This window comes from Kurthia populi (assembly GCF_042686175.1).
GTDB classification, from domain to species: Bacteria; Bacillota; Bacilli; order Bacillales_A; family Planococcaceae; genus Kurthia; species Kurthia populi.
This window is the reverse complement of record NZ_JBHUOR010000017.1, coordinates 25,459-48,527: the sequence shown is the minus strand read 5'-3', so window position 1 is coordinate 48,527 and position 23,069 is coordinate 25,459. Positions and strand designations below refer to the sequence as shown.

General features: G+C 39.7%; 20 protein-coding genes. 12 read left to right on the top strand and 8 right to left on the bottom strand.

The features are described from left to right. Positions 1-367 precede the first annotated feature (367 nt). The 7 genes from ACFSY7_RS02740 to dnaA all read right to left on the bottom strand — a co-directional run bounded on the left by ACFSY7_RS02740 (position 368) and on the right by dnaA (position 10,350). A complete protein-coding gene (locus ACFSY7_RS02740; RefSeq protein ID WP_380146722.1) occupies positions 368-1,459 on the bottom strand; it encodes an HD-GYP domain-containing protein in 1,092 nt (363 codons plus the stop codon). A gap of 187 nt (positions 1,460-1,646) precedes the next feature. Next, positions 1,647-4,124 carry a DNA gyrase subunit A gene (gyrA, locus tag ACFSY7_RS02735; protein WP_380146720.1) on the bottom strand — a complete coding sequence of 826 codons (2,478 nt, stop codon included), beginning with the start codon at positions 4,122-4,124 and terminating at the stop codon, positions 1,647-1,649. A gap of 24 nt (positions 4,125-4,148) precedes the next feature. Continuing rightward, the gene (gene gyrB / locus ACFSY7_RS02730) at positions 4,149-6,068 is read right to left on the bottom strand and encodes a DNA topoisomerase (ATP-hydrolyzing) subunit B (protein WP_126989922.1); all 1,920 of its coding nucleotides are present in this window, start codon (positions 6,066-6,068) and stop codon (positions 4,149-4,151) included. Between the two features lie 74 nt (positions 6,069-6,142). Beyond that, complete coding sequence (recF, locus tag ACFSY7_RS02725; RefSeq protein WP_126989923.1) at positions 6,143-7,252, bottom strand: DNA replication/repair protein RecF; 1,110 nt, start codon at positions 7,250-7,252, stop codon at positions 6,143-6,145. A 3-nt stretch (positions 7,253-7,255) separates the two neighbouring features. Then, the gene (yaaA, locus tag ACFSY7_RS02720) at positions 7,256-7,474 is read right to left on the bottom strand and encodes a S4 domain-containing protein YaaA (protein WP_126989924.1); all 219 of its coding nucleotides are present in this window, start codon (positions 7,472-7,474) and stop codon (positions 7,256-7,258) included. A 201-nt stretch (positions 7,475-7,675) separates the two neighbouring features. Next, positions 7,676-8,812 carry a DNA polymerase III subunit beta gene (gene dnaN / locus ACFSY7_RS02715; protein WP_126989925.1) on the bottom strand — a complete coding sequence of 379 codons (1,137 nt, stop codon included), beginning with the start codon at positions 8,810-8,812 and terminating at the stop codon, positions 7,676-7,678. A 179-nt stretch (positions 8,813-8,991) separates the two neighbouring features. Next, complete coding sequence (dnaA, locus tag ACFSY7_RS02710; RefSeq protein WP_126989926.1) at positions 8,992-10,350, bottom strand: chromosomal replication initiator protein DnaA; 1,359 nt, start codon at positions 10,348-10,350, stop codon at positions 8,992-8,994. A 553-nt stretch (positions 10,351-10,903) separates the two neighbouring features. Here dnaA and rpmH point away from each other — a divergent pair. The 12 genes from rpmH (at position 10,904) to ychF (ending at position 22,453) form a co-directional block, all read left to right on the top strand. After that, positions 10,904-11,038 (top strand): 50S ribosomal protein L34, encoded by a 135-nt coding sequence (rpmH, locus tag ACFSY7_RS02705; RefSeq protein WP_077590837.1) that lies wholly within the window; start codon positions 10,904-10,906, stop codon positions 11,036-11,038. Positions 11,039-11,204: 166 nt separating this feature from the next. After that, positions 11,205-11,585 (top strand): ribonuclease P protein component, encoded by a 381-nt coding sequence (gene rnpA / locus ACFSY7_RS02700; RefSeq protein WP_126989927.1) that lies wholly within the window; start codon positions 11,205-11,207, stop codon positions 11,583-11,585. A 69-nt stretch (positions 11,586-11,654) separates the two neighbouring features. Beyond that, a complete protein-coding gene (gene jag / locus ACFSY7_RS02695) occupies positions 11,655-12,506 on the top strand; it encodes an RNA-binding cell elongation regulator Jag/EloR (RefSeq protein WP_126989928.1) in 852 nt (283 codons plus the stop codon). Between the two features lie 179 nt (positions 12,507-12,685). After that, positions 12,686-14,071 carry a tRNA uridine-5-carboxymethylaminomethyl(34) synthesis GTPase MnmE gene (mnmE, locus tag ACFSY7_RS02690; protein WP_126989929.1) on the top strand — a complete coding sequence of 462 codons (1,386 nt, stop codon included), beginning with the start codon at positions 12,686-12,688 and terminating at the stop codon, positions 14,069-14,071. Positions 14,072-14,104: 33 nt separating this feature from the next. Then, positions 14,105-15,985, top strand: coding sequence for a tRNA uridine-5-carboxymethylaminomethyl(34) synthesis enzyme MnmG (mnmG, locus tag ACFSY7_RS02685; RefSeq protein ID WP_380146718.1), 1,881 nt, complete (start codon positions 14,105-14,107; stop codon positions 15,983-15,985). Positions 15,986-16,040: 55 nt separating this feature from the next. Next, positions 16,041-16,757 carry a 16S rRNA (guanine(527)-N(7))-methyltransferase RsmG gene (gene rsmG / locus ACFSY7_RS02680; RefSeq protein ID WP_380146717.1) on the top strand — a complete coding sequence of 239 codons (717 nt, stop codon included), beginning with the start codon at positions 16,041-16,043 and terminating at the stop codon, positions 16,755-16,757. Between the two features lie 166 nt (positions 16,758-16,923). Next, positions 16,924-17,766, top strand: a complete 843-nt coding sequence (noc, locus tag ACFSY7_RS02675) for a nucleoid occlusion protein (protein ID WP_126989932.1) — start codon at positions 16,924-16,926, stop codon at positions 17,764-17,766. A gap of 740 nt (positions 17,767-18,506) precedes the next feature. After that, entirely contained in the window at positions 18,507-19,325 is an 819-nt protein-coding gene (locus ACFSY7_RS02670) for a ParB/RepB/Spo0J family partition protein (protein ID WP_380146716.1), read from the top strand. A gap of 3 nt (positions 19,326-19,328) precedes the next feature. Continuing rightward, positions 19,329-20,051 carry a DUF554 domain-containing protein gene (locus ACFSY7_RS02665; RefSeq protein ID WP_126989934.1) on the top strand — a complete coding sequence of 241 codons (723 nt, stop codon included), beginning with the start codon at positions 19,329-19,331 and terminating at the stop codon, positions 20,049-20,051. 117 nt (positions 20,052-20,168) lie between these two features. After that, entirely contained in the window at positions 20,169-21,077 is a 909-nt protein-coding gene (locus tag ACFSY7_RS02660; RefSeq protein WP_126989935.1) for a mechanosensitive ion channel family protein, read from the top strand. Beyond that, entirely contained in the window at positions 21,077-21,277 is a 201-nt protein-coding gene (locus ACFSY7_RS02655) for a DUF951 domain-containing protein (protein WP_126989936.1), read from the top strand. The genes ACFSY7_RS02660 and ACFSY7_RS02655 overlap by 1 nt, the downstream gene beginning before the upstream one ends. Positions 21,278-21,352: 75 nt before the next feature. Then, positions 21,353-22,453 carry a redox-regulated ATPase YchF gene (gene ychF, locus ACFSY7_RS02650; RefSeq protein ID WP_380146724.1) on the top strand — a complete coding sequence of 367 codons (1,101 nt, stop codon included), beginning with the start codon at positions 21,353-21,355 and terminating at the stop codon, positions 22,451-22,453. An 18-nt stretch (positions 22,454-22,471) separates the two neighbouring features. Here the strand turns inward: ychF and ACFSY7_RS02645 are convergent, their stop codons facing one another. Next, positions 22,472-23,056, bottom strand: a complete 585-nt coding sequence (locus ACFSY7_RS02645) for a DUF3267 domain-containing protein (protein ID WP_126989938.1) — start codon at positions 23,054-23,056, stop codon at positions 22,472-22,474. Between the last annotated feature and the right edge of the window lie 13 nt (positions 23,057-23,069).

Genomic DNA, 23,069 nt, shown 5'->3' with positions numbered 1-23,069 from the left:
TGCTTTGCTAGCGTTATCTTGCTTGATAACATTTTTTCGATTCAATTGAACCGAATTTATTGTGATTACATCTTGCTTGTTCAGTTTTCAAGGTTCATTTCGTTTACCGTTATCTTAACGACTTATATATAATAACACATCTTTTTTAAAGTTGTCAACAACTTTTTTAAAAGAAATTTTATTATGTTTTTGTCGGTCACGCTCTTGGCGACTCAACATAATTTATTATATAGAGATTCCCCATTGAAGTCAACAACTTTTGTGAAATAATTTTAAAGAAAACTATTTGAATGAAAATAACGTATGAAAGCGTATTACGTACGCATTATATACAATACAAAGCCCCTATAAGTTCATTCTTCTATTATTAATCTTTCACTAAAACTTTCTCTATATATAAATCTTTGCTTTTTGAAAGATCAATCGTTTCATCAGAACCTACAATCTTTACAACTGGACGTGTTGGATTATTCTTATTCGTAAAAACAATTTGTCCTATTGAATGATTGGATAACATAACACTCGTTCCTAAGCCAACATCTGTCACACAATCTAATAACGCTTGCACAGGTTCAATATGGAATTTACCGAACTCTTCTTTTTGAATCATTTCAATTACATTAAAGGAAGACGTTGCTTTCTTATATATACGCTCACAAGTCATGGCATGAAATACATCTGCAACAGCTAAAATATGTGCGCACACAGTAATCGTATTACCAACAGAGTTACATGGATAGCCACTACCATCTAAACGTTCATGATGCTGAAAAATCGCAATCTTCATTTCTGTTTTAACTAATGGAAGTTCTTTTACCATAAGAAGACTGTCGCGAGGATGCTCTTTAATCATCTGAAATTCATACTGTGAAAGAGGACCAGCCTTTTCACGAATTTTTTTCGGTATTTTAGCCATTCCACTGTCTGCAATCATAGAAGCAAGTGCCAACTGAATCACCTCACCTTTCGTGTAATTCATTTTTTGCGCGATTACCGCTGTAATAAGTGCTGTTGAAATGGCATGATTGTAAATATAGTCACGTGGATTTGAATATTCGTTCAGTGTAAAAATCCGTAGACGGTAGCGCAGCGTATCATTAATAAGAGGTAGAATGATTTCTCGTACATTTGGAATTGAAATCTTCGCACCTGACTCCCAGCTTAAAAATTCATTTTTAAATTTTTCAACGGCATTACGATAGCGCTTCTTAAATGGTGTTAATGGTTCATCAAAATTGAGCGGTGTTGTAATCATTGTCTGCTGCTCAATAACATCCGTAGACATAACAGGTCCCGTAACATATGCCGTTTTCACCTGAAAGGCATTAAATACTTGAATCACTTCACGCGTTACCTTTGTCCCTTTTTTAATAATTGGTGACTGAGTACTTCCCATAATGTCTTCACACACAATACTTCCTAAGCGAACTTCTGGTATTTTCGTTAACACACCTTCCATATGAACACCTCTTCTTTTAATTTGATTCAAATGCTTCATTAATTTTACTTTTATATAGCATTAGTATTATTTTTTCACTCCAATAATAGGTCAATAGTATCTTATCATATTTTAAATATGATTAACATTATTTAATTTACATAAAAAAAGAGACCAGGAATAAATCCTAGTCTCTTATAGTTATAAATTATTCTTCTGATTCAGACGCTTCATCGCCATCGATATCATCTTCAGGTACTTCTTTTTCTACTTTTGCAACAGTCGCAACATGTTCGCCATCTGATAAACGGATTAAACGAACACCTTGTGTACTACGTCCAATTACAGAAATATCTTCAACGTCCATACGGATCAACATGCCATTATCCGTAATCAGCATAATATCTTCTTCACCAGTTACTGTTTTCACAGCAGCCATTGGACCATTTTTATCTGTTACTTGGATGGTTTTAATACCGACACCACCACGAGTTTGTAGACGATACTCATCTTCTGACGTACGTTTACCGTAACCATTCGCTGTAACAACTAATACTTCTTGACCCGGCTCTAGAATTTCCATGCCGACTACGAAGTCATCATTTTTCAAACGAACACCACGGACACCGCCGGCAGTACGTCCCATTGGGCGAATGTCTTCTTCTTTGAAGCGGACAAGCATCCCGTTATGTGTACCGATAACGATTTCTTTCGTGCCATCTGTTAGACGTACTGAAATTAACTCATCGTCCTCACGTAATGAAATAGCGATTAAGCCGTTCGTACGAATGTTGGCGAATTGCGATAATGAAGTACGTTTTGTTACACCTGTACGTGTTGTAAAGATAAAGTACGCATCTTCTTCGTATGAAGGAACACGAATCATCGCAGTGACATGCTCACCCTTATCAACGTTTAATAAGTTGACGATTGGTAAGCCTTTCGCAGTACGACCGTATTCAGGGATTTCATAGCCTTTTGCTTTGAATACTTTCCCTTTTGATGTGAAGAATAAAATCGTATCATGCGTTGATGTATACAATAGATGTTCTACAAAGTCATCTTCATGCGTATTCATACCTTGTACACCACGACCACCACGTCGCTGACTACGGTAAGTGTTAGCAGGTAGACGTTTGATATAACCATTATGCGTTAATGTAAGTACTGAGTTTTCACGAGGGATTAAATCTTCATCCTCGATCATACCAGCGCCACCTGCGATAATTTCTGTACGACGAGCATCATTGAATTTTTCACGAATTTCGTTTAATTCGGTATGAATGATTTCAATAATTTTTTCCTCATTCGCTAAGATATCACGTAATCGGTGGATTAACGCTTGAAGCTCATTGTATTCTGCTTCAATTTTATCGCGCTCTAAACCTGTTAAACGTTGTAGACGCATATCTAAAATTGCTTGTGCTTGGCGTTCAGATAATTTGAATTCCTCAATTAAACCACGTTTCGCAACATCTGATGTTTGTGAACCACGAATTAGCGCGATGATTGCATCGATATGATCAAGTGCAATACGTAAACCTTCCAAGATATGTGCGCGGTCTTCTGCTTTTTTAAGTTCAAACTCTGTACGACGACGAATGACTTCTTTTTGGTGCTCTAAGTAATGGTATAAACATTCTTTTAGGCTTAATGTTTTTGGTTGGCCATTGACTAAAGCTAATGTATTAATACCGAAACTTGATTGCATCGCTGTTTGTTTGTAAAGGTTGTTCAATACGACATTCGCATTCGAATCTTTACGCACATCGATTGTGACACGCATACCAGTACGGTCAGATTCATCACGTAAACTTGTGATACCATCGATTTTTTTATCACGTACAAGTTCTGCAATTTTTTCGATTAATTTCGCTTTATTGACTTGGTAAGGAAGTTCATTAATGACGATTACTTCTTTGCCACTCGCTTTTTCTTCGATTTCAACTTTTGCACGAATCATAATTGAGCCTCGACCTGTTTCGTACGCTTGACGAATACCGCTACGGCCTAAAATAATACCGCCAGTTGGGAAATCGGGTCCTGGAATAATTTCCATTAGTTCTTCGGTTGTAATCGCTGGATTTTCAGAAAGCGCTAATACACCGTTGATGATTTCACCTAATTGGTGAGGTGGAATATTTGTTGCCATACCTACTGCGATACCAGAAGCACCATTTACTAAAAGGTTCGGGTAACGCGCTGGTAATACAGCTGGCTCTTTTTCATTGCCATCGTAGTTGTCTTTATAATCGATTGTGTTTTTGTTAATATCACGTAGCATTTCCATTGCGATTTTTGACATACGAGATTCCGTATAACGCATCGCAGCGGCGCCGTCACCATCGACAGAACCGAAGTTACCATGACCATCAACGAGCATATAGCGGTAGCTGAAATCTTGAGCCATGCGGACCATCGCTTCGTAAATAGAAGAGTCACCATGAGGGTGATACTTACCCATTACATCCCCGACGATACGTGCTGACTTTTTGTATGGTTTATCAGATGTACTACCTAGTTCTTGCATTCCGTATAAAATACGACGTTGTACTGGCTTTAAGCCGTCACGTACGTCTGGTAGAGCACGTGATACGATAACACTCATCGCATAATCTAAGAATGCCGTTTTAATTGTCTTTGTAATATTTACTCCCTTTACACCGGAGTTATTTGCTTCAGTCAACGTATGTGACCTCCCTTCGCTCACCTAAATATCTAAGTTTTCAACATATACTGCGTTTTCGTGAATGAATTGACGACGTGGTTCTACGTCATCACCCATTAAATCTTCAAATGCGCGGTCTGCTTCAAGCGCATCATCTAACTCTACTTGTAATAGTACGCGGTGCGCAGGGTCCATTGTTGTATCCCATAATTGGTCAGCGTTCATTTCCCCTAAACCTTTGTAACGTTGTACAAGTGGTTTTGGTTGTTGTGGAAGACGCGTTAAAATTTCTTGTAGCTCTGCATCTGAGTAGCAATATTCAACGTGCTTGCCTTGTTTCACTTGATAAAGTGGTGGCTGTGCAATGTACACGTAGCCTGCTTCGATTAACGGACGCATGAAGCGGAAGAAGAATGTTAATAGTAGTGTACGAATATGCGCGCCATCGACATCGGCATCGGTCATGATAACGATTTTGTGATAACGTGCTTTTTCTAAATTAAATTCTTCACCGATACCTGTACCGATTGCGGTAATCATCATACGGATCTCTGCATTCGATAAAATACGATCTAAACGTGCTTTTTCAACGTTTAAGATTTTACCGCGTAGTGGCAAGATAGCTTGGAAGTGACGGTCACGACCAGATTTTGCTGAACCACCTGCAGAGTCCCCTTCTACAATGTAGATTTCACATTCTTCAGGATGACGAGAAGAACAGTCTGCTAGTTTACCAGGTAAGCTTGAAACTTCAAGCGCCGATTTACGACGTGTCATTTCACGTGCCTTCTTCGCTGCAACACGTGCGCGAGAAGCGACTAACCCTTTATCAACGATTGTACGAGCAACCGTTGGATTCTCTAATAAGAAACGTTCAAAGTGCTCAGAGAACAATGAATTTGTAATCGTGCTCACTTCTGAGTTTCCTAGTTTTGTTTTCGTTTGACCTTCAAATTGAGGGTCTGGGTGCTTAATTGACACAATCGCTACTAAGCCTTCACGAACATCTTCACCTGAAAGATTCGCATCCGCAGCTTTTAATAGATTGTTTTTACGTGCGTAATCATTGATAACACGTGTAAGTGCTGTTTTGAAACCAGACTCATGTGTACCACCTTCATACGTATTAATGTTGTTCGCAAATGAGAAGATGTTTGATGCGAAGCCTGAATTGTATTGCATCGCAATTTCGATTGAGATTCCATCTTTTTCACCTTTTAAGTCAATTGCTTCATGAAGCGGTTCTTTTTTCTCGTTGATATGTTCAACGTATGATTTAATCCCGCCTTCGTAATGATAATCATTACGACGTTCTTGTCCTTCACGCTCATCAACGATTGAAATGCGAATCCCGCGGTTTAAGTAAGCAAGCTCACGTACGCGGTGCGCTAAAATATCGTATTCATAAACAGTTGTTTCTTTAAAGATTTCAGGGTCCGCTTTAAAGCGAGTTGTCGTACCATTATGGTCTGTATCCCCGATTACTTTAAGAGGCTGTACTGTTTGACCACGTTCAAAAATAATTTCGTGGATATGACCGTCGCGGTGTACTTGAACGATTGTGGTTGTTGATAACGCATTTACAACCGATGCCCCTACACCATGCAGACCGCCTGATACTTTATATCCGCCGCCGCCGAATTTACCGCCGGCATGTAACACAGTCATAATAACTTCTACGGCTGGTTTCCCCATTTTTTCTTGTGTATCAACAGGAATCCCACGACCGTTATCCTCAACGCGAATCCAGTTGTCTTTCTCGATGGCTACAACGATATCAGTCGCATAACCTGCTAATGCTTCATCAATACTGTTATCGACGATTTCCCATACTAAATGGTGAAGACCTTTAGAGCTTGTTGAACCGATGTACATCCCTGGACGTTTTCGGACAGCTTCTAGACCTTCTAATACTTGTATCTGATCGGCATCATATGCAGCCGGCTTTGTTTCTTCTGCCATTATTACTCCACCTACTCTTTCATGGCGTTCCATTTTTGTTATCGAACCTGACAAGGCTCTGAAAACGCGATGTATTACACGTCTACAGAACCTTGTTTCACATGAAACATCTTCGCTTCACGTATTGTTTCGTGCTCAATTCCATCAACACTTGTCGTTGTCACAAACGTCTGCACTTTCCCACGTATTGTGTTTAATAAATGCGATTGGCGATAGTCGTCTAGCTCAGACAAAACATCATCGAGCAGTAAAATCGGCGCTTCGCCAGTTTCTTGCTGAATTAATTCAATCTCCGCAAGCTTTAATGATAAAGCGGTTGTACGCTGTTGCCCTTGTGAGCCGTATGTTTGTACATCATAGCCATTTACAAAAAATGCTAAGTCATCACGGTGGGGACCAACGAGCGTCACACCGCGCTCAAGTTCTCGTTGTTTTTGTTCGTCTAACTTTTGCAATAAATGTTCGCACATTTGCTGCTCTGTAAAATCTCGCTCCAATCCGCTAACAGGACGATATTTAATCTCGAGCTTTTCAAGTTCTCGTGATATACCGAAATGAATCGGATCTGCCCATTGTTGCAAAAGCTCCATAAATTCAAAGCGTTTACGAATCACTTTCACAGCCGCCGCTACATACTGCTCCGTATAAATCGAGAACAGTGTTTCATCCAACTTTTTACCGCGACTATCTTTTAATAAATGATTACGCTGCTTTAATATTTTTTGAAACGTCACAAGATCGTGTAAATAGACCGGAGAAATTTGCCCAATCTCCATATCTAAAAAACGTCTTCTAACTTGTGGACTGCCTTTTACGACCGTTAAATCTTCAGGTGCAAACATGACAACATTCATTTGTCCGATATAGTCGCTTAGACGACTTTGTTCTAAGTGATTGACCTTCGCTTTTTTACCTTTTTTCGAGATGATAAATTCAAGCGGAAGGCGACCATATTTCTTTTGAATGTCACCTTCTATTTTACCATAGTCTGTGTCCCATCGTATCAATTCTTTCTCGTTTGATGTTCGATGAGATTTTGCCATCGCAAGCACATAAATGGCTTCCATGACATTCGTTTTACCTTGCGCATTTTGCCCGATGAAAACATTGATTTCTTTAGAAAATGTTAGTTCTTCTGTATCGTAATTTCGATAATTTGTTAACTTCAGACGTTCAATGTACATTGGCTACTCTCCAGTAACAATTTCGAAGCGGCCTTCTCCAGGAATATCAACTTCATCGCCAATATACAATTTACGTCCTCGACGGTCTTCTAATTCCTCGTTGACATACACTTCATATTCTTGTAAAAACCATTTCGCTTGACCGCCTGAACTAATAATATCTGCTAATTTTAAAAATTGTCCTAGCGTAATAAACTCATCTTTGATTTTAATTTGATTCAATTTTTTCATCCTCTTCAATTTTGCTCATTATTACTATATTGTACCGAAATTTTGGCTAGAAGTAAAAGAAGCTGAAGTTATTCACAGCGTGCCTTTTTCTCTATTGAAAAAACGAGGACTCAGACTCCCATCCATTCTTGTCGGAGGGGGAGTAGAGTCCTCGTTTTTGTTAAAGTTATCCACATATTGTGGATAACGCTGTTAATAAGTTCGAACTGGTAAGATTAATTGTAAAATAGCATCGTCATGGACAGAACGTAAAATGAACGGACGCATTGCACCTGTGAATTGAATCACTACTTCTTGGCCATCAATGGCTTTTAGCGCGTCCATCATAAATTTCGCACTAAATGAAATGCGTAAATCGTCGCCTTCAAATACTTCAACTGGAATTTGTTCTTCTACTTTACCCACTTCAGGTGAGTTAGAAGAAATTTCGATTGTTTGGTTATCGACAATTGATAAACGGACCACATTGTTACGGTCGCCACGTGCAAGTAATGACGCACGGTCAATCGCTTGTAATAATTCTTTACCGTTTAGTTTAATTGTTGTTTGGTATTCTTCTGGAATTAAACGAGATGTGTCAGGGTAGTTGCCTTCTAATAAACGAGAATAGAACACAACATCATTTGTTTTAAAGACAACTTGCTGTGCATTTAAATAAATATCCACAGATGTTTGATCATCTGGTAGGACTTTACTTAGTTCATTTAAGCTTTTCCCTGGAATTGCAACGCCTGTCATATTCGTTGGTAAATTATCTAAAGCTACTTTACGACGAGCAAGACGGTGACTATCTGTTGCAACGCAAACTAAGTCTTTGTCTTTTACTTGCCAATTTACGCCTGTTAATACGGGACGAGATTCACTTGCTGATACCGCAAATACAGTTTCACGAATAATTTGTTTTAATAAATCCGCTGCTAAAGTGAATTGGCTATCATTCGTTACATCTGGTGTCATTGGATATTCAGAAGCATCTAAGCCGATTAAATGGAAATCTGATTTTCCTGAACGAATACGTGTTTCATAGCTATCTGCTACTTCAATCTCAACATCGTTTGTAGGAAGCTTACGAACGATTTCATTAAACATGCGTGCCTGTAACACGATTGAACCTGGTTCTGTTACATGGATTAACTCTTCACCATCTTTTTCAGCTGGAATGAATGCTTGGATTGTAATATCTGCATCACTCCCTGTTAAAGCTAGTCCATCTTTAGTGGCATCTAATTTAATCCCAGTCAAAATAGGAATCGTTGTTTTTGAACTTACAGCTTTTAAAACGTCATTTACACCATTTAATAAATGGTCACGTTGGATATCAAATTTCATGTAATAAGACCTCTCTTATATTATATATATATTTAGTATTTAAAGAAGAAATAATAGTAGGGCCTGTGGATACTGTGGATAAGTGCCTTCAAGCACTGGTATATCAACAATCCACCTGTGGATAAACTGTGGATAACTCTGTGGATAACTTAGTGACTTATCCACAGGTTAAAAACAGCTTATGACTGGCCTAATGTAATCTTAATCTGTTTCACATCTTCTTGTAAAAGAATATCTTCTTTTAAGAGTGAACTGATTTTTTCATGTGCGTGTAAAACTGTCGTGTGATCTCGACCACCAAATTCATCACCAATTTTCGGCAGTGAATTATCGGTCAATTCACGCGATAAATACATCGCAACTTGACGAGGAAATGCGATAGTTTTCGTACGTTTTTTAGACGCAAATTCATCGATTTCAATATGATAATGTTCGCCAACAGAGCGTTTAATATCCCCAATATTAAGTGAGCTTGGTGCCCCCTCCTGAATGATACTTTTCAGCGCACGTGCCGCCACATCAGGTGTGATGGTCTCCCCTACTAATGAAGAGTAGGCGACAACACGCGTTAAAGCACCTTCAAGTTCACGAATATTTGAATCAATTTGATTCGCAATATATAGCATGACCTCATTTGGCACTGTCAGTTTATCTGCAATGGCTTTTTTGCGTAAAATCGCAATACGCGTCTCTAAATCAGGAGGCGCAATATCCGTAATCAAACCCCATTCAAAGCGTGAGCGTAAGCGGTCTTCTAATGTAGGAATTTCCTTTGGTTGTCGATCACTTGAAATAACGATTTGTTTTGATTCTTCGTGAAGGGTATTAAAGGTGTGGAAAAACTCTTCCTGTGTAGATTCTTTCCCCGCTAGGAACTGAATATCATCAATTAATAGCACATCTACTTTGCGGTATTTGTTGCGGAATTCTTCGGTTTTATTGTCACGAATCGAGTTAATAAACTCGTTTGTGAATTTTTCAGAAGATAAGTAAACGACCTTTGCACTTGGGTTATGCTCTAATACGTAATGCCCGATAGCATGCATTAAATGCGTTTTCCCAAGTCCAACGCCGCCGTAAATAAATAGGGGGTTGTAGGCCTTTGCAGGTGCTTCAGCTACAGCAAGTGATGCTGCATGCGCAAAGCGATTACCCGAACCAATAACGAATGTATCGAATGTATTTTTCGTATTTAACATCGTTGCCTGGTCAAATATCGGCTCTTCTTCCTCTTTTTTCTCTTTAGGTTTAGGTTTCATTGGTTTCGATTCAAAATCCTCTAGGTCGGCATCTTGCTGCACGATAAAGCGAATTTGTAATGATTCGCCCGTTAATTCCTCTAATATAGATGAAATCAACGTTACATAGTGATTCTCTAACCATTCACGACCGAATGAGTTCGGTGCCACAACGGTTACAGCATCCCCAGTATAAGCAAGAAGCTTTGTAGATTTAAGCCAAGTTTCAAAGCTTGGTTTAGAGATTTTTTCTTTCGCTTCAGATAAAACCTTTTCCCATAGTTCATCTAAGTGATCCAAGCTGGCTTCTCCCTTTCTTAAAAAAATATTGTGTGAGAAAATACCACACAATATGGTTCAGTGCATGTATGTTATCCACACTATCCACAAGCAAAAAAAAAACTATCCACACCCTGTGGATGAAAGTTATCCACAGCCTGTGGATAGTGTGGATAAGTTTTGTATATAAAAAGTTATCCACAAGGTTATGCACAGATAGCATACCAAGAAATCGTTATTAAATCAATAGTTTGAAGTACTTATCCACAGAATGTATATTTATACACAAGCAAGTTATGCACACCCTGTGGATTTGTGGATAACCTGTGGATAAGTGCTGTGTATAACTTTTTTACTGAAAAATATTATCCACAGAGTTATCCACTGTTCTTGTGGAAAAGTGAGACGGAATGTGACTAACTTTACCACAGAAAATAATGCATTGCACTCCCCTATTTTCAGAAACATTTTAATAAACAAACTTGACAATAGATAGGAGAAACCACTATAATAGCAAGGACTGTCTGTAATGAATTTTTTTTAATAGACTTTCATGTAGTAGGAGGTGTATATAATGAAACGCACATACCAACCAAAAAAACGTAAACACAGCAAAGTGCACGGATTCCGCGCACGTATGTCTACTAAAAACGGTCGCCGCGTATTAGCAGCTCGCCGTCGTAAAGGCCGTAAAGTTTTATCAGCATAAGTCCACTGACCAATTCAGTGGTCTTTTTTCTTTAAAGAGCTTGATCGAACAAGTTAAAAAGAGGAAGAAGATGAAAGGCGTTCCCAGTGGTCTGAATGGGAACGTCTTTCCGTACTATTACGACAAATTTCTTCTATATACAATAGAGGATAAAGCAGGTGCAAGAATGAAAAAAGAACGCAGAGTGAAGAAAAACGGCGATTTCCAAAAGGTGTTTAAAAAAGGGAAATCGTTCGCTAACCGTCAATTTGTTGTTTACTGTTTGGAAAAGCCACAGCAAACAGAATTTCGCATCGGGCTGTCAGTGAATAAAAAGCTAGGCAATGCCGTAGTGCGTAACCAAATCAAACGCCATATCCGTCAAGCGTTCCATGAACTGGATCAAGAATTGGCCCAGTCCATGGATTATGTCATTATCGCCAGAAAACCGGCGGCCACTATGGACTTTTTCGACACAAAGAAAAGTCTGGAACATGTATTAAAAGTTGCGAAAGTTTTAAAAAGAACGGGTAGAGCAAAACACGTAAACCATGCTAAAATAAATTAAGATTTTCCCACAAAGTGGATAACTTTGTGGATAACTGGATGATGACCTGGAATTTAGGGGGGCTTTAACATGAAACAAGCAACTCAAATCGGCAAGACTGTGGATGAGGCAATCGACTTGGCGCTTAAAGAATTAAATTTAAGTTATGCACAGGTGGATATCTCAATCCTGCAACAACCGAAAAAAGGTTTTTTAGGACTTGGCGCGAAAAAAGCGCGTGTACTTGTCACTGAAAAAGAGTTATCCCCTACCCCAACTGTGGACAAACCACAGGATGTTGTGGAGAGTGTGGATAACCAGGCCGACATATCTACAGATATTGTGGATACAGTGGATAACTCAGTGGATAATGTGGATAACACTTCAGAAAAGTCTGAAAGTTTTCCACAACCAGTGGATAACTCGGTGGATAACTCACAACCAGCGCCAGAAATTATCGAAAAAACGCCAAAGCGCCGCGATAATTCTAAAACAATTGCTGCAGTACAAGAGTACTTATACACAGTAGCTGCTGGTATGGGCATCGATGATTTGACGATGGATGTGGAAGAAAAAAAAGGCAAACTGTTGTTAATTAATTTGAAAAGCGAAAAAGCAGCTCTATTAATTGGCAAGCGTGGACAAACATTAAATTCTTTACAACAATTAACGCAATTAGTCATTTATAAACACACAAATCATTTTCTTATGGTAGAATTGGATGTGGAAAATTATCGTAATCGCCGCGAAGAATCACTTGTTGATTTTGCGAATAATATGGCGGATAAAGCAGTGCGTACGCGCAAGGCAGTCGTGCTTGAACCTATGCCATCGGCGGAGCGAAAAGTCGTCCATCATGCGTTGTCAAAACGTTTGGACGTTGATACATTTTCAGAAGGCGAAAATAATCGCCGTCACTTAGTGATCGAACCAGTTTTATAACGTTTAATAAGGATTGTGAAAGAGTCCTTCTCATATTTTTGAGAAGGGCTTTTATTATTGTATGGAGGAAAATTTTTCCTTCAAACAGCTCGCTATAACGTGAGCGTAGAATATGTTAGAATCAACAGTTAGGAAATTACTTATTCACATGTGGATAACTATTTAGGAGGGAATCTTTTATGGAGTTTGATACAATTGCTGCGATTTCAACCCCTATGGGTGAAGGTGCGATTGCTATCGTACGCTTAAGTGGTGATGAGGCAGTTGCAATTGCCGATAAAATCTTTCATTCACCAAGTGGCAAAAAATTAGTGGACCAAGCGTCGCATACAATTCATTATGGCCATTTAAAGGAAGTCGACACAGGAGAAATCGTCGAGGAAGTGATGTTGTCATTAATGAAGGGTCCTAAAACATTTACGCGTGAAGATGTTGTCGAAATTAACTGTCACGGTGGGCTTGTAACAGTTAATCGCGTACTACAGTTAGTCCTTCGTAATGGTGCGCGCATGGCAGATCCAGGAGAATTTACGAAACGTGCCTTTTTAAATGGCCGTATTGACCTTTCTCAAGCAGAAGCTGTAATGGATTTAATTCGTGCAAAAACAGACCGCGCGATGAATGTCGCACTTGGTCAAATGGACGGTAAATTATCACGCTTAGTGAAATCACTCCGCCAAAAGATTTTAGAAGTTTTAGCTCAAGTTGAGGTAAATATCGACTACCCAGAGTATGACGACGTCGAAGAAGTGACGATTCCGTTAATGCTTGAAAACTGCGGTTGGGTAGAATCGGAAATTACGAAACTTTTAAATACATCTTCACAAGGTAAAATTTTACGTGAAGGATTATCAACGGTCATTTTAGGCCGTCCAAATGTCGGTAAATCATCCCTTTTAAATAATTTAGTGCAAGAAAATAAAGCAATCGTGACAGATGTTGCGGGGACAACTCGTGATATTATTGAGGAATACGTCAATGTTCGCGGCGTACCACTTCGTCTTGTCGATACGGCTGGTATTCGTGAAACGGAAGATATCGTTGAACGAATCGGTGTAGAGCGTTCGCGTGAAGCACTGCGCGATGCCGATTTAACTTTATTGTTAATGAACTATAACGAAGTGCTATCTCCAGAGGATGAGCGCCTGTTTGAAACGGTACAAGATATGAACTATATCGTCGTCGTGAATAAAACAGACCTTGAACAAAATATTGATTTAGACCGTATTAAAGAACTCGCGGCCGGTCATGAAGTAATTACGACGTCGATTTTACAAGACGAGGGCATCGAGCAACTCGAGGAAGCCATCGCGCGTCTATTCTTCTCTGGTCAAGTGGAAGCGGAAGACCCAACTTATGTGTCAAATGCGCGCCACATCGCCCTACTTCACCAAGCGAAGGACCGCATTCGCGATGCCATCGATGCTGCTGAAGCAGGTGTTCCTGTGGATATGATTCAAATGGATTTAACACGCTCTTGGGAAATTCTCGGTGAAATTATTGGGGAAACAGTACAAGATGAATTAATCAATCAGCTGTTCTCTCAATTCTGTTTAGGTAAATAATAAATTCGAAAATAGAGAGGAAGTATATGAGTCATGCAAACTCATGAAGCAGGAACGTTTGATGTTATCGTCGTCGGTGCTGGTCACGCAGGTGTAGAATCTGCATACGCTTCAGCACGTATGGGCGCAAAAACATTAATGCTAACAATTAATTTAGATATGATCGCCTTTATGCCATGTAATCCCTCTGTCGGGGGTCCTGCAAAAGGGATTGTCGTACGTGAAATCGATGCGATGGGCGGTGCGATGGGTAAAATCATCGATAAAACGCATATTCAAATGCGTATGCTAAACACTGGTAAAGGCCCTGCTGTGCGTGCATTACGTGCGCAAGCAGATAAATTCCAATACCAACACGCAATGAAACAGCTACTTGAACAACAAGATGATTTAATGATCCGCCAAGGTATGGTTGAGGAGTTAATGATTGAAGATGGAAAAGTAGTCGGTGTCATTACGCAAACAGGTGACATTTACCGTGCGAAAACCGTCGTGATTACAACGGGTACATTCCTACGTGGTGAAATCATTATTGGGGATTTAAAATATTCTTCAGGTCCAAACAACCAACAACCATCAATCAAATTAGCCGACAACTTAAAAGAATTAGGCTTTGACTTAGTGCGCTTTAAAACAGGTACACCACCTCGCGTCAATAGTAAAACGATTGATTACTCAAAAACAGAAATTCAACCAGGGGATCCAGAACCACGTGCATTCAGCTTTGAAACAACTGAATTCATTACAGACCAAATCCCTTGCTGGTTAACTTATACTAGCGAAGAAACACATAAAATCATTAACGATAACCTAGATCAATCACCAATGTATACAGGTGTGATTGTAGGTACAGGTCCTCGTTATTGCCCATCAATTGAAACAAAAATCGTTCGTTTTGCTGACAAACCTCGTCACCAACTATTCCTAGAACCAGAAGGTCGTAATACGGAAGAAGTTTATGTACAAGGGTTATCAACAAGCCTACCAGAGCACGTACAACGTAAAATGCTTGAATCAATTCCTGGCTTAGAAAAAGCAGAAATGATGCGTGCTGGTTACGCAATCGAGTACGATGCGATTGTACCGACTCAATTATGGCCAACACTTGAAACAAAACGTATCCAAAACTTATACACAGCTGGACAAATTAATGGTACTTCAGGTTATGAAGAAGCGGCTGGTCAAGGGATGATGGCTGGTATCAACGCAGCAGCTCGCGCCCTAGGTAAAGAGGAAATCATTTTAAACCGTTCAGAAGCATACATCGGTGTATTAATCGATGACCTTGTGACAAAAGGAACAAATGAACCTTACCGCCTACTAACTTCTCGCGCCGAGTACCGCCTATTATTACGTCATGATAATGCGGATATGCGTCTAACTGAAAAAGCGTATAAAGCGGGTCTTGTATCAGCAGAGCGCTTCGAAAAATTTGAAGCGAAAAAAGCGCTAGTAGATGCCGAAATAAAACGTTTACGCGAGTTTGGTATTAAACCACGTCTTGTAAACGAACAACTGACAGCACTAGGTAGTAGCCCATTAAAAGATGGTATTCACGGTACGGATTTATTAAAACGTCCTGAGCTTGATTATAGCTTCGTTGCAGAAGTAACAGATGCACCAGAGCTTGATGAAGAAGTAACTGAACAAGTTGAAATTCAAGTGAAATATGAAGGCTATATCGAAAAAGCAATGCAACAAGTAGAGAAAATGAAAAAAATGGAAACAAAACGTATTCCAGAAAACATTGACTACGATGCCATCAGCGGTATTGCTTCAGAAGCAAAAGAAAAATTAAAAGAAGTTCGCCCATTATCGGTTGCACAAGCATCTCGTATTTCAGGTGTAAACCCTGCCGATATTTCAATTTTACTTGTGTATATTGAACAAGGTAAAATCGCGAAAATTCATTAATCAACCAAAATAATCCACAGCCTGTGGATTATTTTGTGGATAAAAGGAGAAAACGATGAACGAACAGCAATTTTTCGATGCATTAAAAGAAAAAGGCATTGAGTTATCCACAGAACAACTTCAGCAGTTTAAAACATATTTCGAAACATTAGTAGAATGGAACGAAAAAATGAATCTAACTGCTATCACAGATTTAGAATCGGTTTATTTAAAACACTTTTATGATTCAATCAGCGCAGCATTCTACGTTGATTTCACAAAAGTAACGACTCTTTGTGACGTTGGCGCTGGCGCTGGCTTCCCAAGTATCCCAATTAAAATTTGTTTCCCACATCTTCACATCACGATTGTGGATTCATTAAATAAACGTATCCAGTTCCTCAATCACCTAAGCAAAGAGCTAGGCTTATCTCATGTGAATTTTGTGCATTCACGCGCTGAAGATTTCGGTCGTAATCCACAATATCGCGAGCAATTTGACTTAGTGACAGCACGTGCCGTTGCACGTATGTCTGTGTTATCAGAGCTTTGTGTACCACTTGTCAAAGAAGGCGGCCAATTTGTCGCAATGAAAGCTGCTAGTGGCGAAGATGAAGTGAAGGATGCGAAAAAAGCATTAACAACACTTGGTGTAAAACTTGATGAAGAGCATCATTTCTTATTACCAGTGGAAGAAAGTGATCGTGTGATTTTCACGTTTAATAAAGTGAAAGCGACACCGAAAAAGTACCCTCGTAAACCGGGTGTACCGAATAAATCACCTATTCAATAAGCCTTAAAAAGAATCGTACCATGGTGCGATTCTTTTTTTGTGTGTTACGTCATGAAAACGAGCAAATGGGAGTCGGACTTTCTTTTTTCCACACTTAGTCATGTATTTTTGAGGGAAATTCACTATAATGGTAAGTAGCAAATATCGAAAAAGGTGGTGCTCGTAAATGAGAAGTGCTTTTTCACGATTTTTTGGTAGTAGCGACCAGACGCCAACTAAAAATCATGAATCAGTAGTACAGCTTCCAATGGATAAAATTCAACCGAATCGCTATCAACCGCGAACGATTTTTGATAGTGGCAAATTAGCAGAGCTTGCACAAACAATTGAGTCACATGGCGTGATTCAGCCGATTGTTGTGCGTGAGGTAGAGGACGGGATTTTTGAAATTATCGCAGGAGAGCGTCGTTATCGTGCGATGCAATCCTTAAATTGGACAGAGGCACCTGCAATTATTCGTGAAATGAGCGAACGTGAAACGGCATCGATTGCGTTGATTGAAAACTTACAGCGCGAAGAATTGACGGCGATTGAGGAGGCCCATGCGTATCAGGCATTACTTGAAATGCATGAGCTGACACAAGGTGCGCTCGCAGAAAAACTAGGAAAAGGTCAATCAACGATTGCGAATAAACTGCGCCTGTTGAAATTGCCGCAGGAAATACAAGACGCGATTTTAAATCGCCAAATTTCTGAGCGTCACGCACGCGCCCTTATTCCGTTGAAAGATGAAGCGCAGCGTCTACTACTTTTCAATGAAACATTAGAAAAAGATTATAATGTGCGTCAGTTGGAGCAACGTATTGAACAGCTGACCGAAGCAGATAAAAAGCCGAAGAAAAAGCGTGTGCGTCGTATCGTTAATAAAGACGTACGCATCGCGCTTAATACGATTCGTGAATCGGTGTCGGTTATTCATGATAATGGCATTGCGATTGATACGCAGGAAGAAGAGAACGATGATTACTTCCAAGTAACGGTACGCATCGCGAAAAAGAAATCAAAATAACAACGTAGCGATGACGCCAGAAATGGTTTTGTTATCGCTATTTTTTTTTGCGCATTTTTCTCCTGCATTCACGATAACCTCAGGAAGCGGGTTTTAGATACGACATATTTTTGGATATGCGTCAGAGCTATGTATATAGGGCTGTAAATCTAGTGATTATTTCGCCAAAACGCCCTTTTTCAAAGATATTTATTAATTCTGTGGTGATAGTTACGATAACTTTGTACAGATGATGAATAAAAACGGGCAAAAAACACCCCATACGGGCCGATTTTGAACCCATTTTGCGTTATTTCGGGAACCTTTTTGCCTTTGTAACATCAAATCGGAGTTTGTATTTGTCGCTTTTTATGAAAACTGAATAAATGACAGTGCAGCGCGATTGTATAAACTATTTGTGCAAAAAACACCCCTCGGAGAAGCCGAAAGGGCGATTTTTCACTTATTTTGGGGTAGTTGAGGACATATTTAATAATTAAAAATAGTAACGATATGAGGAAAAATAGTGAATAAAAATTTTCATTGACAGACTTTTGCAGGATACTTATTAGTTTGTCTTTTTTTCGTAAGTGAAATGGCTTGCTTTGGCACTTATTTTAAACTATGTTGTAGTCAAAACACGCTTTCTAAGGTGAGAGGCTATTTCTGATAAACGATTTCGTGACATTTTTTATGTTCTGAAATAAGAAATTTTAGGATATCTGTTACACTAAAGGAAATGCATGAAAGGGGGAATCATTGTGGAGGAGACATTTATTGATGTAGCAGATGGCGATATTGTGGAAAATATAGCGGTGCGAAAAATCCGACCAAATCCGTTTCAGCCTCGTCGTATTTTTAATGAGGAGGCGCTTGAAGAATTATCACAATCGATTAAAGAGCACGGGATTTTGCAGCCGATTATCTTGCGAAAAACCGGTAACTTCTATGAGATTGTTGCAGGGGAACGACGCTTTCGTGCAACGAAAAAAGCTTTGATTCCTGAAATTCCAGCGGTTGTGCGTAACTACAATGACCGCGAAATGATGGAGCTTGCGACGCTTGAAAATTTACAGCGTGAAGATTTGACGCCGATTGAAGAGGCGGAATCGTATCGTAAGCTGATGGATGCGCTAAATATGACGCAGGAAGTACTTGCAGAGAGACTCGGTAAGAGTCGTTCATACATTGCTAATCATGTGCGCCTATTAACGCTACCAGAGGATATTCAAAAGATGGTAGATTGCGGCGAATTGTCGATGGGGCATGGTCGCGCATTAATCGGTATTAAGCGAAAAAATATTATTCCGATTGTGGCGAAAAAAGTTGTCGACCAGCAGATGAATGTCCGTCAGCTAGAGAGTTATGTACATGCGCTAAATAAAGATGTTTCACGTGTAACTAAAAAGAAATCGGTTAAAAACTTGTACTTGGACGAGGCGGCGGCAGAACTGCGCGATTATCTAGGTACAAGCGTATCGATTAAGTCATCAAAAAATAAAGGGAAAATTGAAATCGACTTTTTCTCAGACGAAGATTTGGAGCGTATTATCAATTTATTAAAAGAACGCGGGGAATAGAGAGTGATTTTACTAGGTTCATTAATTAATGGCGCACTCATTTTACTTGGAGGGTTTATTGGTCGTCTGCTGCAAAATATTCCAGATCGCGTCAAAGAGACGGTCATGCTTGTCATTGCACTAGCAATTGTTGTGCTTGGTGTGCAAATGGGGATTCAGAGCGATAATTTTATTATTGTCATGGTAAGTCTCGTGTTTGGGACCATTATCGGCGAGTTAATTGACATTGATGGAATGTTGAACCGACTTGGTCAATGGATGGAAGGCAAGCTCGATGGGGGTAAGCTATCGAATAAAGAGGCGAATAAGGGAAGTCTTGCGCAGGGCTTTGTGACAGGAACCTTGATTTTTGTTATTGGCTCGATGAGTATTATTGGAGCGCTTGATGGGGGTTTACGTAACGACCATTCAGTATTAATTACAAAGGGAATCATCGATGGTTTTACAGCGATGATATTAGCGTCAACAATGGGTGTTGGTGTGTTGATAGCGGCAATACCAACTGTGCTATATGAAGGGCTTATTGCGATTTTTGCAGGCTTCATTAGTGCATTTATTCCGCAGGAGGCACTTGATTTATTTTTAAAGCAATTAACAGCGACAGGTGGGATTATGATTGCGGCCATTGGATTGAATATGCTTGGTTTAACGAAAATACGCGTAGCGAATACGTTGCCGGCGATTCCAGTTGTGGCAATTATTGTCGCAATTATGTACGTTCTCTAAATTCCGCATAAAATCAATCGAAATTGCGACGTATTTTGACTATAATGAATGATAGACAAAACAGCTATTTACGTTTCGTAGATGGCTGTTTTCAATATGAAGAAGAGGAGACGACTTATGTTACAGAATGCATATGATACAGTGATGAATTATATCATCGATGAAAAAATGTGGATTACACTTGGCGTAAACTCGTTGAAAATTATTAGCATTATTCTTGGTGCGATGATTATCGTCCGTATTGCACGCGCTGCGATTACAAAAACGTTTACGATGCGTGTGAGTCTAACTGACAAGCTACAAGCTGGCGGTTATAAAACGTATAATGCAGATCGTCGTTATCGAACGGTACTTCGTCTATTGAAGAGTATTGTTGGGTATGTCGTGTACTTTATCGCGGGCGTGGCCTGTTTATCGGTTGTTGGCATTAACATCACCGGTTTAATTGCCGGTGCTGGGGTTGTTGGTTTAGCAATCGGTTTTGGTGCGCAAAGCTTAGTGAAAGATGTCATTACAGGATTTTTTATTATTTTCGAGGATCAATTTGGTGTAGGAGATTATATTCGTTTAACGAATATTGAAGGAACCGTACTTGAAATTGGTCTGCGTACGACGAAAATTAAAGGAGCGGGTGGCGAAATTAATATTGTGCCAAACGGTTCAATTACTGAAGTTATCAACTATTCGATTAATAACTCAACAGCAATTATCGATGTCAGTGTGGCGTATAGCTCAGACATTAATAAAGCTGAGGAGCTCATTATAGATTATTTACGTACATTACCTCAAAAGGATGAAAATATCGTTGGAGAACCGACACTTCTAGGTGTGCAAAGTGTCGTTGGCGCAGAAGTGGTTTTACGAATTTCTGTTGAAACATTGCCGATGCAGCATTTTGGTATCTCACGTATGATTCGCCGCGATGTGAAGGAGATGTTTGATGCAAATGGTATTGACATTCCGTATCCGAAAATGATGGTTTATGAGCGTGAAGCAACACCGATTTCAGAGGAGGGCGAAGAGTAGTGGAAGCGAAAACGTATAAGTTAAATGATGTCGTCGAAATGAAAAAGCAACATCCATGTGGCACAAATGCATGGAAAATTATTCGCTTAGGTGCAGATATCCGCATTAAATGTACAGGTTGCCAGCATAGTGTGCTGATTCCTCGTCGTGAGTTTGAGAAGAAATTAAAAAAAGTGCTTATTGAGGCACCAGAACAATAATAGACTTTTACGTGCTGAAAAATTATAATAGACAGGTTAAACACGTAGGAACAATTTGAAAGGTTGTGGATGAACATGGCTTTAACAGCCGGTATCGTAGGTTTACCTAACGTAGGGAAATCAACATTATTTAACGCAATTACAAAAGCAGGCGCGCTTGCAGCGAACTATCCGTTTGCAACAATCGACCCAAACGTAGGGATCGTAGAAGTGCCAGATGCTCGTTTAGATAAATTAACTGAATTAGTAGAACCAAAGAAAACAGTGGCAACTTCATTTGAATTCACTGACATCGCTGGTATTGTACAAGGTGCTAGCCAAGGTGAAGGTTTAGGGAATAAATTCTTATCTCATATTCGTGAAGTAGATGCGATTACACAAGTTGTACGTTGCTTCGAAGATGAAAACATCACACATGTTGCAGGTAAAGTAGACCCACTTAGTGACATCGAAGTAATCAACTTAGAATTAATTCTTGCCGATTTAGAATCAGTTGACAAACGCTATGCGAAAGTAAGTAAATTAGCGAAACAAAAAGATAAAGAGTCAATGGAAGAAGCAGCTGTACTTGAAAAAGTAAAAGAAGCATTCGCAAACGAAATGCCAGCTCGCTCAGTTGACCTAAGTGATGAAGAGAAAAAAATCATCAAAGGCTTAAGTCTATTAACGCTAAAACCAGCATTATACGTAGCAAATGTTGCAGAAGATGAAGTAGCAGACGCTGACAACAATGAGTACGTGCAACAAGTACGTGACTACGCTGCAAAAGAAGGCGCTGAAGTAATCGTTGTTTGTGCGAAGATTGAAGAAGAAATCGCGCAATTAGATGACGATGAAAAAGCAATGTTCTTAGAAGAGCTTGGTATCGAAGAATCAGGTTTAGATAAATTAATCAAAGCGGCATACAGCCTACTTGGTTTAGCTACTTACTTCACTGCAGGTGTACAAGAAGTACGCGCATGGACATTCCGTAAAGGCATGAAAGCACCACAATGTGCCGGCGTTATCCACTCTGATTTCGAACGCGGGTTCATCCGTGCCGAAACGATTTCATTTGAGGACCTAGTTGCTTACGGTTCAAAACCAGCCGCAAAAGAAGCTGGTCGCCTTCGTCTTGAAGGGAAAGAATACGTTGTACAAGATGGCGACGTAATGGAATTCTTATTTAACGTTTAATCAAAAAAGGACACGGCCTTAGCTGGCGGTGTCCTCTTTTTTTTCGACTGGATGAAGTGTATATAGATGGAGCCGTGGAAATTTCTCATCATCTTTTACAAGGCAGTTTTTCGGATATTTTAACAGTCCGGCATACATCGCAAAGTCACCCACTGCGCCAGCGATTAGCCAAGCACCTGCTAGCACGAGCATCTGACTTTGAAGCCAGAAGCCTAAAATGACGGGTACGACCCCCGTTAGCCAAAACGGGAGTAACAGCGCCTTTCTCATCACAGCGTTTGGAAGTAACTCCGTCGTTGTGGCATAGGCAATGCCCATTTTTAAATTAACGCCGTATTTAAGCGATGATAAGGGCACACGTCCAAAGAGTACAAAGCCGATGAGATGGCAGATTTCATGGAGCACAATTAAGAGCATATAGAGCCCAGCAAATAATAAAAGATCGACTAAAAAGCGCCATGATTCAAAATGATTGGTAAAACCAAAAAAGTAGGCATAGATGCCAACTAAAATGACCGATGCACCGATTGTGACCCATAAATTTTGTTTGCCTACTTCGTGCATATCTAGCTCGATAACAGCGAATTTTACTGGTTCTCGCATGACCCCACCTCCT

Coding starts and splice junctions, on each gene's coding strand:
- ACFSY7_RS02740 (WP_380146722.1), bottom strand. CDS start 1,459: ATGGAAGGTGTGTTAACGAAAATACCAGAAGTTCGCTTAGGAAGTATT.
- gyrB (WP_126989922.1), bottom strand. CDS start 6,068: ATGGCAGAAGAAACAAAGCCGGCTGCATATGATGCCGATCAGATACAA.
- recF (WP_126989923.1), bottom strand. CDS start 7,252: ATGTACATTGAACGTCTGAAGTTAACAAATTATCGAAATTACGATACA.
- dnaN (WP_126989925.1), bottom strand. CDS start 8,812: ATGAAATTTGATATCCAACGTGACCATTTATTAAATGGTGTAAATGAC.
- rpmH (WP_077590837.1), top strand. CDS start 10,904: ATGAAACGCACATACCAACCAAAAAAACGTAAACACAGCAAAGTGCAC.
- rnpA (WP_126989927.1), top strand. CDS start 11,205: ATGAAAAAAGAACGCAGAGTGAAGAAAAACGGCGATTTCCAAAAGGTG.
- jag (WP_126989928.1), top strand. CDS start 11,655: ATGAAACAAGCAACTCAAATCGGCAAGACTGTGGATGAGGCAATCGAC.
- mnmE (WP_126989929.1), top strand. CDS start 12,686: ATGGAGTTTGATACAATTGCTGCGATTTCAACCCCTATGGGTGAAGGT.
- mnmG (WP_380146718.1), top strand. CDS start 14,105: ATGCAAACTCATGAAGCAGGAACGTTTGATGTTATCGTCGTCGGTGCT.
- rsmG (WP_380146717.1), top strand. CDS start 16,041: ATGAACGAACAGCAATTTTTCGATGCATTAAAAGAAAAAGGCATTGAG.
- noc (WP_126989932.1), top strand. CDS start 16,924: ATGAGAAGTGCTTTTTCACGATTTTTTGGTAGTAGCGACCAGACGCCA.
- ACFSY7_RS02660 (WP_126989935.1), top strand. CDS start 20,169: ATGTTACAGAATGCATATGATACAGTGATGAATTATATCATCGATGAA.
- ychF (WP_380146724.1), top strand. CDS start 21,353: ATGGCTTTAACAGCCGGTATCGTAGGTTTACCTAACGTAGGGAAATCA.
- ACFSY7_RS02645 (WP_126989938.1), bottom strand. CDS start 23,056: ATGCGAGAACCAGTAAAATTCGCTGTTATCGAGCTAGATATGCACGAA.